This is a genomic window from Streptomyces globosus (genome assembly GCF_003325375.1).
Classification (GTDB): domain Bacteria; phylum Actinomycetota; class Actinomycetes; order Streptomycetales; family Streptomycetaceae; genus Streptomyces; species Streptomyces globosus_A.
On sequence record NZ_CP030862.1, the window covers coordinates 1,277,395 to 1,291,277 of the forward strand.

Here is a 13,883-nt window from a genome sequence, read left to right on the forward strand (position 1 = left end):
GGGCGTCCCGGCCCGGTCCCGCCCCCGTCTGGTCCTTCCCACTGTTCTGCCCGGACAGTTCCCCCCGGAACGTGGGCCGCGGCGACGTTTCCCCGGCGGGAGCCGGTCGTTGGAGGGATCGTGACACTTCTGACGAGGCGGGCAGGGGCTGCCCTGGCCGCCGCAGCGGCCTGGGCGTGCCTGCTGGGCGGGCTGTCCGCGTGCACCGGCGAGGGCGGCGGCTCCCCGGTCGAGATCCAGCTGCCCGGCAAACCCCGCTCCCCGGCGGAGGCCATCCGCATCACCCCCGAGGACAACGCCGAGGGCGTCCCCGCCGAGGGCCCGCTGAGCGTCCGCGTCCCCGAGGGCCGCCTGGAACGCGTCGTCGTCACGAAGGTGGAGGACGCCCAGGAGGTGCGGGTCCCCGGCACGATCGCCCCCGACGGGCTCAGCTGGAGCCCCGACCCGGACGCCGGCCGCCTCGCGCTCGCCGCCAAGTACACCGTGGACGCCGTCGCCGTCGACGGCCACAACCGCCGCCAGGCCCGCCACACCACCTTCACCACGTACGTGCCCGAGGAGCGCTTCATCGGCTACTTCAAGCCGGAGAACCGCTCCACCGTCGGCGTCGGCATGATCGTGTCCTTCCGGTTCAGCAGGCCCATCGAGAACCGGGCCGACGTCGAGCGGGCCGTCACCGTCACCGCCGATCCGCCCGTCGAGGTCGCCGGCCACTGGTTCGGCCGCGACCGCCTCGACTTCCGGCCCCGGGAGTACTGGAAGCCGGGCACCGAGGTCACGGTCCGCATCCGGCTGCGCGACGTCCAGGGCGCCCCCGGCTCGTACGGCATCCAGGACAAGACGGTCCGCTTCACCGTCGGCCGCGCGCAGGTCTCCACGGTGGACGCGGCCGCGCACACCATGGCGGTCCGCCGCGACGGCCGGCTGCTGTCGACGGTCCCCATCAGCGCCGGGTCCCCGGAGAACCCGACCTACAACGGCAGGATGGTGGTGATGGAGATGTACGACGTCACCCGGATGAACGGGCAGACCGTGGGCTTCGGCGGCGAGTACGACATCCCCGACGTCCCGCACGCGATGCGGCTCACCACCTCCGGCACCTTCCTGCACGGCAACTACTGGGTCAGCCCCGACACCTTCGGCTCCGCCAACACCAGCCACGGCTGCGTGGGCCTGCGCGACGACAAGGGCGGCGGCTCCGACACCCCCGCGGGCTGGTTCTTCGACCGGACCCTCGTCGGCGACGTGGTGGAGGTCGTGAACTCGCAGGACAAGACGGTCGCCCCGGACAACGGGCTGGGCGGCTGGAACATGCCCTGGACGGAGTGGGCCGCAGGCTCCGCCCTGTCCTGACCGCTGTCCTCCGCCGGCCGCCCGGCCCGCGCTCCCGCCCTGCGGGCGCTCGGGTGAACGCATGACCGGTTTGCCGTAGCGCAGGGAGTGTCCGCGCGCCCCCCGCCGCGCCCCGCCCGCAGCCTGACAGGGCACATCAGCGCAGGCAAGGACGGAGTCTCATGTCAGCAAGGAACTGGGCCCTCGGGCTCGCGATCGGAGCCGTCGTGGCCGCGGGGACACCCGCCGCGGCCCTGGCCGCCGACACCAGCGGGGAACGGCCCGCCGCGGCCGCGGCGCGGGCCCCGCTGCCCGGCGGCCTCGGCCCGTGCGTCCCCGGCGACTGCCCCAGCCCCTTCCCGCCGATCGGCAGCAACGGCATCCCGGTGGGCCGCGACAACGCCGTCAACATCTTCGCGGGCGGGGACTTCCGCGTCCGCGGCACCGCCTCCGAGGCCGAGGGCCGCCTCGTCGTCCTGGGCGGTTTCGACCAGGACAAGCAGGCGGGCGGGGACCAGCGGTACAACGTGGGCGTCGTCGGCGCCGGCTCGCTGGTGCCGCCGCCGGCGGGGGCGGACTTCCTCACCACCGGCCGGGACGTCACCGTCGCGGACGGCGAGCGACTCCTCGCCGACACCGGGGTGGTCCGCTACGGCGGCACCCTCACCGGCACCGTGACCGGCACCCTCGTCGCCGACCCCGACGCCGCCGCCCCCTACGCCGGCCTGCGCGACCGGCTCACCGCCGCCAGCCAGTGCTACGCCCGGGTCGACGGACAGCCCCGCCCGGCCACCGGCACGGTCGTCAACAGCGGCTTCGAGACCCTCCTCACCGGGGACGGCACCTCGGCCCTCCAGGTGTTCAACGTCGACGCCGACCTGGTCAACGCCGGCGCCATGAACGGCCAGCAGGGCATCCGCTTCGACCGGATCCCCGCGAACGCCACCATCCTCGTCAACGTCCTCGGCACCACCCGCACCATCAACACCTTCAGCGGCGGGATCGCGGACACCGACCCCCTCAACGCCTACCGCGAACGGCTCCTGTGGAACTTCCCGGACGCCACGACGGTCAACCTGAACGGCACCGGCCAGTTCCAGGGCAGCGTCCTGATCGGCAACCAGGCGTCCGAGGCCACGGTCACCCTCCCCGGCATGAACGGCCGCTTCTTCACCACCGGCTCCGTCACCCACGGCAGCTCCACCCTCCCGGGCAGCGGCCAGGAGTTCCACGCCTACCCCTTCACCGGCGACCTCCCCGAATGCGGCCCCGGCCCCGAGCCGGTCACCGGCGCGGTGTCCGTGCTCAAGCGGGACGAGAACGGGGCCGCGCTGCCCGGGGCCCGCTTCGAGCTGTGGCGGGAGACGAACGGACAGGACGGGGCCCAGTTCACCGGTCCCGACCCGGACACCCGCGTCGCGGAGTGCACCACCGGCGCGGACGGCCGCTGCTCGCGCGAGGTCGAACCCGGCACCTACTACTGGCGGGAGACGGCCGCCCCCGACGGCTACGAACTCCCCGCCGACCCCGTCTTCCCGCTGACCCTGACCGCCGATGACGCCGAGGCGGGCGTCAGCGTCACCGTCGACAACACGAGGCAGCCCCAGCCGGTCACGGGGCGGGTCGCCGTCCGCAAGGTCGACGCCGCGGGCGGAGCCCCGCTGGCCGGAGCCGTCTTCGAGCTCTGGCGCGAGACCAACGGGACGGAGGGGCTGCAGACCCTCGGCATCAACCCCGACCAGCGTGTCGGCGCGGAGTGCACCACCGGCGCGGACGGCCGCTGCTCCAGCGAGGTCGAACCCGGCACCTACTACTGGCGGGAGACCGCCGCTCCCGACGGGTACGAGCTGCCCGCCCGGCCCGTCGCGACCGTCGTGCTGACGGTGCAGAACGCGTCGGCCGGGGTGACGGTGACGCTCCCCAACGCCCGGCGCAGCGACGGCGGAGGCGCCGTCCAGGTCCTGAAGCGGGACAAGACGACGCAGCTCCCGCTGCGCGGGGCGGCGTTCGACCTCTGGAAGGAGGCCAACGGCACCGAGGGGCTCCAGACCGCAGGCGCGGACCCCGACCTCCGCATCGGGTCGGGCTGCACCACGGACACCGCGGGCCGCTGCGGGTTCCGGCAGCTGGAGCCGGGCTCGTACTACCTGGTGGAGACTGCCGTGCCCCCGGGCTACGTGCTCCCGCGCAACCCCGTCACCGGCCCGCTCGTCCTGGACGCGAACACCCCGGGCGCCACGGTCGCGGTGACGGTCGACAACCGCCGCGAGGGCGCGTGCGAGTGCAAGGACAAGGAGCACGGCAAGGACAAGAAGGACAAGAAGGACAAGGGCAAGGGCAAGAAGAAGGACAAGGAGAAGGAGAAGGCCGAGAAGCCGCACTCCTGATCCGTTGTTCCCCGAGTGCCCCCGCGCGGTCCCGAGCCGCGCGGGGGCACTCCGCTGCCCGCTGCCGGGTCTTGGGACGGAACGGTGACATGACCGTTTCTCTTCGTGATGTCTCGGTGTGTTTTCCTGTGGGCAAGCGCGCGAGCGTCCGCGCGCGGGGGACGTGGGGAGAAGAGAAAAGTGAAGCTGCAGCCGATTCGCGGCCGTGCCCGCCGCACCGGTCTGCCGGCCCTTCTGCTGGGAGCGGCGCTGCTGTTCACGAGCGCGTGCAGCAACGGCGGCGACGCCGGCGGCGCAGGCGCCGGCAGCGCAGGCGCGGGGGGCGCGGCCAAGACGGGGACGGAGGCCTCCAAGGCGGTCGTCACCGTCAAGCCGGACGACGGGTCCAAGGAAGTGGCCACCAGCGGCGTCCTGAAGATAACCGCAACCGGCGGCAAGCTCACCACGGTGAGCGTCGCCGACACCAAGGGCAACCAGGTCGAGGGCAAGATATCGGCGGACGGCGCCGGCTGGGAGCCGGTGCGGCACCTGGCCTCGGCCACCGAGTACAAGGTGCACGCGGTCGCCAAGGACGAGGCGGGCCGCGAGTCCGCCAAGGACGCCACCTTCACCACCCTCACCCCGAAGAACACCTTCATCGGCCACTACACGCCCGAGGACGGGCAGACCGTCGGCGTCGGCATGCCGGTGTCGTTCAACTTCACCCGCGGCATCACCAACACCGAGGCGGTCGAGAAGGCCATCACGGTGACGGCCGAGCCGTCCGTCCCGATCGAGGGCCACTGGTTCGGCAACGACCGCCTCGACTTCCGCCCGGAGAAGTACTGGGCCGCCGGAACCAAGGTCACCGTGAAGATCGCCCTGGACGGGGTCGAGGGCCGGCCGGGCGTCTACGGCAAGCAGACCCGCACGGTCAGCTTCACGATCGGCCGCTCGCAGGTCTCCACGGTCGACGCGAGCGAGCACACGATGCAGGTCGTCCGCGACGGCCAGGTCATCAAGAACCTGCCCATCACCGCAGGCGCCCCGTCGACGACCACGTACAACGGCCAGATGGTCATCAGCGAGAAGTACAAGGTGACCCGGATGAACGGCGCGACCGTCGGGTTCGGCGGCGAGTACGACATCTCCGACGTCCCGCACGCGATGCGGCTGTCGACCTCGGGCACCTTCGTCCACGGCAACTACTGGGCCTCGGCGAGCACGTTCGGATCGCAGAACGTCAGCCACGGCTGCATCGGCCTGAAGGACGTCCGCGGCGCCTACGACGGCAACCAGCCCGCCGCCTGGTTCTTCAACGAGTCGCTCATCGGCGACGTCGTCATCGTGAAGAACTCCAAGGACAAGCAGATCGCCCCGGACAACGGCCTCAACGGCTGGAACATGGACTGGGCGGAGTGGGTCAAGTAACCCCTCCGCGAGCCCGCTGACGGCGGCCCGGTGCTGTGACCCACGGCACCGGGCCGTTTGGTGTTAACCGGCGCTAACCTTCCCCGTATGACCCTCTCTCTCGAAGTCTCCGAAGGCGTCGGCACCATCCGCCTGGACCGGCCGCCCATGAACGCCCTGGACATCGCCGCCCAGGACCGGCTGCGCGAGCTGGCGGCCGAGGCCGGCGACCGCGCCGACGTCCGGGCCGTCATCCTCTACGGCGGCGAGAAGGTGTTCGCGGCCGGCGCGGACATCAAGGAGATGCAGACGATGGACCATGCGGCGATGGTCGCCCGGTCCCGCGCGCTCCAGGACGCCTTCACCGCCGTGGCGCGGATCCCCAAGCCGGTCGTGGCGGCCGTCACCGGCTACGCGCTGGGCGGCGGCTGCGAGTTGGCGCTCTGCGCGGACTACCGCATCGCCGCCGACAACGCCAAGCTCGGCCAGCCCGAGATCCTGCTCGGCCTCATCCCCGGCGCGGGCGGCACCCAGCGCCTCTCCCGCCTGGTCGGCCCGTCCAAGGCCAAGGACCTGATCTTCACCGGCCGGATGGTCAAGGCGGACGAGGCGCTCGCCCTCGGCCTCGTCGACCGGGTGGTGCCCGCGGCGGAGGTGTACGGGCAGGCGCAGGCCTGGGCCGCGGCGCTCGCCAAGGGCCCGGCCATCGCGCTCCGTGCGGCGAAGGAGTGCGTCGACGCGGGCCTGGAGGCGGACATCGACACGGGCCTGGCCATCGAACGGAACTGGTTCGCGGGCCTGTTCGCGACCGAGGACCGGGAGCGGGGCATGCGCAGCTTCGTCGAGGAGGGGCCGGGCAAGGCGAAGTTCCTCTAGGGCGGCGGGAATTCGCCGGTCCTCCCTGGGGGTGGATTAGCCCGGCCTTAACGCGGCCTTAAGCGGGGCGGGCGACCGCCCGCGGGTGATCATCGCAGTGCGGTGCGTCATCGCAGTTCAGCGCCGCCGGGCGGGCCTCCGGTTGCCCGGCGCATATGACGGGGCACCCCTGCGCGGCATCACGCTGCGGGGGGTGTTTTCCCGCGGAACGGCCCGGGCGGGCCCGCAGCCCGTCCATGATGGGTGCATGGCGGGCCTGGAGGGTGTGGAGCAGCCGCGGCCGCAGGGCGGCGCCGCGGCCGTGCGGCCGACGGCGGCACTGGAGGACGAGCAGGGCCTCGGCGCGGTGGAGGAGTACGGCAATCCGGCCGAGGCGGAGGTGACCCTGCCGTCCATGCCGGTCTCGGCGGGCACCGCCCGCCGGCTCGCCCAGTACGTGGTGATCCGCTTCTGGGGCTTCTCCCCGCAGGTCGCCGAGCACACCGTGCTGCTGGTGTCCGAACTCGTCGGCAACGCGGTGCGCCATACGGGCGCCCGCTCGTTCGGCTTACGGATGGTGCGGCGGCGCGGCTGGATCCGGGTGGAGGTGCGCGACCCCTCGCGGGGGCTGCCCTGCCTGATGCCGGTGCAGGAGCTGGACACCACGGGGCGGGGGCTCTTCCTCGTCGACAAGCTGTCCGACCGGTGGGGCGCGGACCTGCTGCCCCGCGGCAAGATCACCTGGTTCGAGATGCGGGTGGCGGACCGCTGAGCGGGCCCCGGAACGCCTGAAGCCCCCGTGCGCCGCGGTGGGGCGTCGTGGGGGCTTCATGGGTGCGCCGAGGATCGAAAGGGGTGTGATCCTCGGCGTGGGCGACTTCGCTCGGGTCAATGGGAAGCCGTGATTCCGACTATGGCAGACGGGGGACCGAATGCCAAAAGTCCCAACTTGGACATAAGTGTGCATATCCCAAGACTTTCCCGCTAAATCTTAGGTGAGGTCCGCCACGCACCTCGTAATCCATGAATAAATATCCACCCCCCTGTGTGAATCCTTGATCAGGCGGCGGGTTAACCCCCGAATGGCCCCTCTTTGGTTGGTGTCCCGAATTGGGTCAATCGTTACTTCTCGGCACAACGCCCCCTTAAATGGGCGGGTGCCTTGCTACCCGGACCGCAGGTCCGCCCTCCGCGCCGGTGCGGCGGCCGCCGCCGGAGTCCTCGCCACCGCCTGTGGCGCGGGCGGCGCCCACCCCTCCGCCGCACCGGCCTCCGCGGCCCCCGCCAAGGCCGCCCCGGCCCGGCCGCCCCGCCGCCCCGCGGCCGCGCCGCGCCGCTTCGCCGGGCAGCCCGAGGAGATCGCGCACGGTCCCCGCACCCGCCCCGAGGTGGCCCTCACCTTCCACGGCAACGGCGACCCCGCGACCGCCCGCGCCGTCCTCGCCGAGGCCGAGCGCGCCGGCGCCCGGGTCACCGTCCTCGCCGTCGGCACCTGGCTCGACGCCCACCCCGCAATGGCCGCGCGCATCCTGGACGGCGGCCACGAACTCGGCAACCACACCCAGCGCCACCTCGCCCTCAACGACCTGCCGGAGGCCGAGGCCTACGCCGAGATCACCGGCTGCGCCCAGCGCCTGCGGCGGCTCACCGGCTCCATCGGCACCTGGTTCCGCCCCTCGCAGACGCAGCACGCCACCCCCCTCGTCCGGACGCTGGCCCGCAGGGCGGGCTACCCGCACGTCCTCTCGTACGACGTGGACTCCCTCGACTTCACCTCGCCCGGCGCGGCGGCCGTCATCCGCACCGTCACCGGGACGATCCGCAGCGGATCCGTGGTGAGCCTGCACTTCGGCTACGCGGACACGGTCGACGCGATGCCGCCCCTCCTCGAAGAACTCGCGCGCCGGAAGCTGCGCGCGGTGACCACCACGGAGCTGCTGACCCCATGACGACCCCCCGCCCCTCCCGTAAGGCCGCCGCGCTCGTGGCCGGTCTGGCCCTCGCCGCCCTGGCCGGCTGCGGATCGGCCGACCGGGGCCCCGCCGAGGCGCTCGGCTCCAAGGCCCCCGCCGGCCGGCCGGCCAAAGCCGTCCCCGCGGCCCCGCCGGGCCTCCCCGGCATGCCGCCGCTCCTCGACCCGAACGACGTCTACGCCGCCGACCGGCCGAACGCGCTGTCCCCGGTGGTCAAGGACTTCCCGTCGCGCGTCTACGTCCCGAACACCAACTCCAACACCGTCTCGGTCATCGACCCGGCGACGTACAAGGTCATCGACACCATCCCGGTGGGCGTCCAGCCGCAGCACGTCGTCCCCTCCTGGGACCTGAAGACCCTCTGGGTCAACAACAACCGCGGGCACACCCTCACCCCGATCAACCCGGCGACCGGCGAGGCCGGCAAACCGGTCGAGGTGCACGACCCGTACAACCTGTACTTCACGCCGAACGGCAAGTACGCGGTCGTCATGGCCTCCATGGACAAGGAGCTCGTCTTCCGCGACCCGCACACCATGGACCGGGTCAAGACGGTCCCCGTGACCTGCTTCGGCGTCAACCACGCCGACTTCTCGGCGGACGGCCGCTACTTCATCGTCTCCTGCGAGTTCTCCGGGGAGCTGCTGAAGGTGGACACGGAGAAGATGGAGGTCGTCGCCCAGCAGAAGCTGCCCTTCGAGGGGGCCATGCCGCAGGACGTGAAGGTGTCCCCGGACGGCAAGACCTTCTACGTCGCCGACATGATGGCGCACGGCATGTGGGTGCTCAGCGGGGACCGGTTCGAGACGCCGAAGCTGCTGCCCACCGGCAAGGGCTGCCACGGGCTGTACGTCAGCCGCGACTCCAGGGAGATGTACGTCTCCAACCGCGGCGAGGGCTCCGTGTCCGTCTTCGACTTCAAGCAGAACAAGATCACGAAGAAGTGGGAGCTGCCGGACGGCGGCAGCCCCGACATGGGCGGCGTCAGCGCCGACGGCAAGGTGCTGTGGCTGTCCGGCCGCTACGACAACGAGGTCTACGCGATCGACACGGTGACGGGCAAGGAGCTCGCCCGGGTCCCCGTCGGCGGCGGCCCGCACGGCCTGGCCGTCTACCCCCAGCCGGGCCGCTACTCCCTCGGCCACACCGGCATCTTCCGCTGAGGACGTGCGGGGAGGCGCTCCGGTCCGCGGCCCGGTCCGCAGCGCCTCCCCGCGCGGATCACCAGGCGACCGGGAGCCGCTCCGGCAGGCGCTTGATGAAGCCGGTGCGCCACACCAGGTTCTCCGCGGGCACGGCGAGCCGCAGCCCGGGCAGCCGCTCCACCAGCACCTCCAGCGCGATCATCGCGTGCACCCGGCCCAGCGCGGAGGCCGGGCAGAAGTGCCGGCCCGCGCCGAACGCGAGGTGGGCGTTGCGGCTCTCGCGCTCCAGGTCCAGCTCCTCCGGCCGGTCGAAGGCCGCCGGGTCGAAGTTGGCCCCTTCGAGGAGGACGAGGACGAGCTCGCCCTCCCTGACGAGGACGTCGCCGACCCGGACGTCGGCGAGCGCGATGCGCGGCAGGCCGTCGCCGACGGACAGGTTCCAGCGCAGCAGCTCGTCCACGGCCACCCCCATCCGCTCGGGATGTCTGCGCAGCCATCCGATGAGTTCCGGCCGCTGGAGCAGCGCCAGTACGGCGAGGACGAGGAACGCGGACGTGGACACGGCGCCGGCGCCGAAGAGGGACACGGCGACGGTCGCGAACATCTCGTCGGTGAGGTGCGCCGACTCCGGGTCGGACTCCTTCAGCTCCGCGAACCGGCCGAGGAGCCCCGTACGCTCCTCGGCGGGCAGGGCGGCCTGCCCCGCCAGCCGGTCGGCGAAGTAGCCGACGTCCTTGTACCAGTTGAGGGCGGAGTCGGCGAACGGCTCGCGCGCGGTCATGAACGCGACGTCCAGCCCGGACATCAGGCGCCGCCAGTCGTCGGACGGCACGCCCAGGATCCGGCAGTGCATGGCCGCCGAGTAGGGGTCGGCGAACGCGGCCCGCAGGTCGGCGGGCGCCCCCTCGGCGGCCATCGCGTCGAGGAGGGCGTGGGCCGTGGCCCGCAGCGCTTCCTGAAGGCCCGCCTGGCGCGGGTTCAGCGACTTCATCACCGCGGCCCGCAGGCCCGCGCTGGTGATGGTGCCCATGTTGTCGACGACCTCGGGCGGGATCGTCAGCGCGTACTGCCGGGGGACGCCGTCGTTCGCCGTGTCCCTCAGGCTGAACCGGTCGTCCTCCAGCACCTGCCTGGCCAGCGCGTAGCTGCTCACCAGCCAGGCCTCGTCGCCCGTCAGGGTGCGGACCCTGGCGACAGGCGCCTTCCCGCGCAGCCGGGCGCACTCCTCGGGGAGGGCGTCGCCGCGGCGCGACAGCGGGAAGTCGAGGAGGGGGGCGGCCTGCTGCCGGCCCGTGTCAGGCTGCCCGCCGCTCATCGGCGCTCCCTTCGGCCGGTGCGCGGTCCGCGGGCTCCGGCCGGACGACGGCGCAGCCCTGGTTGCGGGTCGCGCGCAGGCCCCCGCCGCGCGCGAAGAGGAGGTCGGTGAGCGGCATCCGCACGTGGTAGGCCGCCACGGACGAGGGCACGTCCAGAATGCTCGGCGTGTCCAGGAAGAACGGCAGTTCGGCTGCGAGGTAGTCGAAACAGGCCTGCAACTGGGCGTCCGTCATGGATTCGCCTTCCGGCAGCTTGGGGCCGACGAAATGAACGGCCATCTCCTCGCACCCCTTGCGGAATTCGCCGTCGGTCTCCAGGAAATGCAGGACGCGTCGGTGAAGGAGTCGGTAAACGGAGTTCGACTGGAAGTCGGACAGTGCGCTCACCCGTATGCCCGGATGCGCCCGGACGGATTCCTCCACGCCCTTCAGGACCCGCCGGCGGACGGCCTTGATCTCCTTCGAGGCCCGCCTGGCGGCGTGTTCGCGGCTGTACCCGAACGCCGCGAACATGCGGTCCACGTGCAGGTCCGCGTAGACGAAGTCGACCTGTGCGAAACGCGATGAGGCCCAGCGGGCCAGGCTTCCGATGCGGTCGGAGCCGAAGTAGCTGTTTCCGGGGCTGACTCCGATGAGCACATGGTCGCCGTCCTCCCATATGTGCCGGCAGGCGCGGGTGAAGGGGAGGACTTCGAATGATGCGTCGGCTGTGATCGCCACCTGTGATCACCTTTGTTTGCCGCATGTCCCTGGGAGCCCTGCGCTCCTGGTGTGGCGGCAATGCCGGTACGTTATGCGGTGACCCCGGAACGTGACAAGCCCACGTCCGGTTTCCCGGCCGGAATCAGTGATTCCGGGTTACGGCGCGGTAATTGAATTTGTTTCTGCCGGGCGAACGGGACCCGGAGTCCGCAGCCGCCCGGGCCGGCGCTACCCTGAGCCGGTCAGACAGCACCGAGAAGGGGTGGATCCCAAGTGGCGGACATCGAGAGCGCGCGGGCGACGTTCGGCAGGTTCGACGCGGACGGCGACGGCTTCGTGACGGCCGACGAGTTCCGTCAGGCCATGGCCCAGATGGGCGACCCGTTCGTGACGGGCCCGGTCGCGGACGCCGTGATCGCCGCCCGGGACACCGACGCCGACGGCCTGATGAGCTTCGACGAGTTCTGGGCGTCCCTGAACAAGTGAGCCGTGCGCCGTGCCCCCGCCCGCCCGATCCGGGCAGGCGGGGGCACGGCCGCGTACAGCCCGTCAGGGCGCGCCCGCCCCGTCGGCGGGCCCCGCGGCATCCGGATCGCCGCCCGGGAGGTCCGCCATGCCGCCGACCTCCTCCAGGGCCTCCTCCAGCCAGCGCAGCCAGAACGTCTCCAGCCCGATGCCGCCGTGCAGCACGAGCCGGCGCAGCCGGTCCTCGTCGGAGTCCCGGCCGGGCGGGAAGTCCCGCTCCTCGATGGCCTCGTAGAGCGCCAGCTGCCGGCGGTGCAGCTCCAGGTGCCGCCGCAGCTCGGCCAGGAGACCGTCCGTCCCCACCACGGCCGCGGCGCGGACGCGCAGCAGCAGCGGGTCGCGGATGGCCTTCGGGTCCTGGCTCCCGCCCACCCAGCGCGCCAGCTCCCCGCTGCCGGCGGGCAGGACCTCGTACGCCTTCCGCTGCCCCCGCACGGGCCCGTCGCCCGGCAGCGCCCGGATGTACCCGGCCTCCTCCAGCCTGCCGAGCTCCCGGTAGATCTGCTGGTGCGTCGCCGACCAGAAGTACCCGATCGACCGGTCGAACCGGCGGGTCAGCTCCAGCCCCGACGAGGGCTTCTCCAGCAGGGCGGTGAGGATCGCGTGCGGCAGGGACATGCCGCCATCCTAGGGAGGCCGGACGGCGGGCAGCGGGGAGCGGCCGCCCGGCACCCCTCCGGCGGCGGGGACTCAGTGCCAGGAGGCCAGCGCCTCCGGCGTCTTCGGGCCGAGGGCGTCCGCCGCCAGCCGGCCGCCGGAGCGCAGGAACGCCGCCACCGCCGGCGCCCAGGCCTGCCGCAGGCCCGCCCCCGCCAGCAGCTCCGGGTCCGACAGCAGCGCCGCCGCCGGACCGAAGCGGATCCCGTCCGGGGTCAGCACCGCGGCGTCGTCCGCCCAGCGCACCGCCAGGTCGACGTCGTGCGTCGCCATCACCACCGTCGTCCCCGCGGCGCGCAGCCCCGCCAGGGCGTCCAGCAGCCGCTCCTGCCCCTCCGGGTCCAGGCCGGCCGTCGGCTCGTCCAGGATCAGCACCCGCGGGGCCATCGCGACCGCCCCGGCGATCGCCGCCCGTTTGCGCTGCCCGTACGACAGCAGGTGCGTCGGCCGGTCCCGCAGCGCGGTGATGCCGAGTGCGGACAGCGCCTCCCCGACGCGTGCCCGCACCTCGGCGGCCGACAGGCCCAGGTTCATCGGGCCGAAGGAGACGTCCTGTTCGACGGAGGCCGCGAACAGCTGGTCGTCCGGGTCCTGGACGACCAGCTGGACCGCCTTGCGCAGGCGGGTCAGGCCCGCCCGGTCGTACGCCACCGGCGTCCCGTCCAGCAGGAGTTCCCCGGAGGCCGGCCGCAGCCCGCCGCTCAGCAGCCGCATCAGCGTGGTCTTGCCGCTGCCGTTGCGGCCCAGCAGGACCAGCGCCCGGCTCTCGGCGATGGAGAAGTCCACGCCGTCCAGCACCGCCGGGCCGTCCTCGTAGGCGTAGCCCGCTCCGGCCAGTTCCACCAACGGGTTCACGAGTACAGCCCCTCCAGGGTGTAGGTCAGCGCGACCAGGCCCGCGATGAGGGCCGCCGAGGCCGCGAGGAAGCGCCGGGACAGGGCGGCCTCGGGAACGAGCACGCGCAGCGCCCCGTCGTACCCGCGCCCGGCGAGGCCGGACTGGAGCCGCGCCGCCCGGTCGAAGGCCCGGACGAACGAGGTCGCTGCGAGCCCGGCCAGCGACCGCCACACCGCGGCCCGGTCCGCGTGCCCCAGCCGGGCCGCCTGGGCCCGCCGGACCTGCGCCAGCGAGTCCAGCAGCAGGAACCCGATGCGGTACATCACGAGCGCCACGTCCACCACGGGCGCCGGCACCCCGGCCCGGACCAGCCGGGGCAGCACGTCCGAGACGGGGGTGGTGAACGCGAACAGCAGGACGCCCAGGGACGCGGCGGACGTGCGCAGCAGCAGTTCGCCCGCGTGCCGCGGCCCGTCCGGTGCGAGCGACACGGGCCCGGCCGCGCCGCCGACCGCGAAGAGCAGCGGCAGCGCACCGGTGAAGCAGAAGCCCAGCGGGATCCGGAAGGCCCGCCACAGCTGCCGCCCGGCGACGCCCGCCGGCCCGAGCAGGACGGCGAGGGTCGCCGCGGCGACCAGGGGCCCGCCGGGCCAGGGCGGAAGGCACACGGCCGTGACCGTCAGCCCGAGCCCCAGCAGGGCCTTCTCCAGGGGGTGCCGGCCGCGCCAGCGGCTGCCGTGCGCAGCCACGTCGATCGGCAGCACC

Annotated in this window: 13 protein-coding genes; 8 read left to right on the forward strand and 5 right to left on the reverse strand. The window is 72.9% G+C overall.

Going from position 1 to position 13,883, the window contains the following annotated elements:
• Positions 1–129: 129 nt before the first annotated feature.
• From C0216_RS06065 to C0216_RS06095, 7 genes are all read left to right on the forward strand, one after another.
• Positions 130–1,353, forward strand: a complete 1,224-nt coding sequence (locus tag C0216_RS06065; RefSeq protein WP_114058482.1) for a L,D-transpeptidase — start codon at positions 130–132, stop codon at positions 1,351–1,353.
• A 161-nt stretch (positions 1,354–1,514) separates the two neighbouring features.
• Positions 1,515–3,719 (forward strand): choice-of-anchor A family protein, encoded by a 2,205-nt coding sequence (locus C0216_RS06070; protein WP_162793126.1) that lies wholly within the window; start codon positions 1,515–1,517, stop codon positions 3,717–3,719.
• Positions 3,720–3,905: 186 nt separating this feature from the next.
• The gene (locus tag C0216_RS06075; RefSeq protein ID WP_246042781.1) at positions 3,906–5,129 is read left to right on the forward strand and encodes a L,D-transpeptidase; all 1,224 of its coding nucleotides are present in this window, start codon (positions 3,906–3,908) and stop codon (positions 5,127–5,129) included.
• An 87-nt stretch (positions 5,130–5,216) separates the two neighbouring features.
• Positions 5,217–5,984, forward strand: coding sequence for an enoyl-CoA hydratase/isomerase family protein (locus tag C0216_RS06080; protein ID WP_114054263.1), 768 nt, complete (start codon positions 5,217–5,219; stop codon positions 5,982–5,984).
• A 247-nt stretch (positions 5,985–6,231) separates the two neighbouring features.
• The gene (locus tag C0216_RS06085; protein ID WP_114054264.1) at positions 6,232–6,735 is read left to right on the forward strand and encodes an ATP-binding protein; all 504 of its coding nucleotides are present in this window, start codon (positions 6,232–6,234) and stop codon (positions 6,733–6,735) included.
• 385 nt (positions 6,736–7,120) lie between these two features.
• Positions 7,121–7,912, forward strand: a complete 792-nt coding sequence (locus tag C0216_RS06090) for a polysaccharide deacetylase family protein (protein WP_246042341.1) — start codon at positions 7,121–7,123, stop codon at positions 7,910–7,912.
• Positions 7,909–9,099, forward strand: a complete 1,191-nt coding sequence (locus C0216_RS06095; RefSeq protein ID WP_114054266.1) for a YncE family protein — start codon at positions 7,909–7,911, stop codon at positions 9,097–9,099. The genes C0216_RS06090 and C0216_RS06095 overlap by 4 nt, the downstream gene beginning before the upstream one ends.
• Positions 9,100–9,157: 58 nt before the next feature.
• On the opposite strand, the gene C0216_RS06100 is transcribed toward C0216_RS06095, so the two are convergent.
• On the reverse strand, positions 9,158–10,396 hold the full coding sequence (locus tag C0216_RS06100) for a cytochrome P450 (protein ID WP_114054267.1): 1,239 nt from the start codon (positions 10,394–10,396) through the stop codon (positions 9,158–9,160).
• Positions 10,377–11,117: a tRNA-dependent cyclodipeptide synthase gene (locus C0216_RS06105; protein WP_246042342.1), complete on the reverse strand. Its 741-nt coding sequence runs from the start codon at positions 11,115–11,117 to the stop codon at positions 10,377–10,379. Before C0216_RS06105 ends, C0216_RS06100 begins: the two co-directional genes overlap by 20 nt.
• Before the next feature lie 255 nt (positions 11,118–11,372).
• Here C0216_RS06105 and C0216_RS06110 point away from each other — a divergent pair, with 255 nt between their 5' ends.
• On the forward strand, positions 11,373–11,585 hold the full coding sequence (locus C0216_RS06110; protein WP_114054268.1) for an EF-hand domain-containing protein: 213 nt from the start codon (positions 11,373–11,375) through the stop codon (positions 11,583–11,585).
• Between the two features lie 63 nt (positions 11,586–11,648).
• Here the strand turns inward: C0216_RS06110 and C0216_RS06115 are convergent, their stop codons facing one another.
• The 3 genes from C0216_RS06115 to cbiQ form a co-directional block, all read right to left on the reverse strand.
• Positions 11,649–12,242: a PadR family transcriptional regulator gene (locus C0216_RS06115; protein WP_114054269.1), complete on the reverse strand. Its 594-nt coding sequence runs from the start codon at positions 12,240–12,242 to the stop codon at positions 11,649–11,651.
• Between the two features lie 72 nt (positions 12,243–12,314).
• Complete coding sequence (locus C0216_RS06120; RefSeq protein ID WP_114054270.1) at positions 12,315–13,136, reverse strand: energy-coupling factor ABC transporter ATP-binding protein; 822 nt, start codon at positions 13,134–13,136, stop codon at positions 12,315–12,317.
• Positions 13,133–13,882, reverse strand: coding sequence for a cobalt ECF transporter T component CbiQ (cbiQ, locus tag C0216_RS06125; protein WP_114054271.1), 750 nt, complete (start codon positions 13,880–13,882; stop codon positions 13,133–13,135). Before cbiQ ends, C0216_RS06120 begins: the two co-directional genes overlap by 4 nt.
• Position 13,883 lies beyond the last annotated feature (1 nt).

Coding starts and splice junctions, on each gene's coding strand:
- C0216_RS06100 (WP_114054267.1), bottom strand. CDS start 10,396: ATGAGCGGCGGGCAGCCTGACACGGGCCGGCAGCAGGCCGCCCCCCTC.
- C0216_RS06085 (WP_114054264.1), top strand. CDS start 6,232: ATGGCGGGCCTGGAGGGTGTGGAGCAGCCGCGGCCGCAGGGCGGCGCC.
- C0216_RS06080 (WP_114054263.1), top strand. CDS start 5,217: ATGACCCTCTCTCTCGAAGTCTCCGAAGGCGTCGGCACCATCCGCCTG.
- C0216_RS06095 (WP_114054266.1), top strand. CDS start 7,909: ATGACGACCCCCCGCCCCTCCCGTAAGGCCGCCGCGCTCGTGGCCGGT.
- C0216_RS06070 (WP_162793126.1), top strand. CDS start 1,515: ATGTCAGCAAGGAACTGGGCCCTCGGGCTCGCGATCGGAGCCGTCGTG.
- C0216_RS06115 (WP_114054269.1), bottom strand. CDS start 12,242: ATGTCCCTGCCGCACGCGATCCTCACCGCCCTGCTGGAGAAGCCCTCG.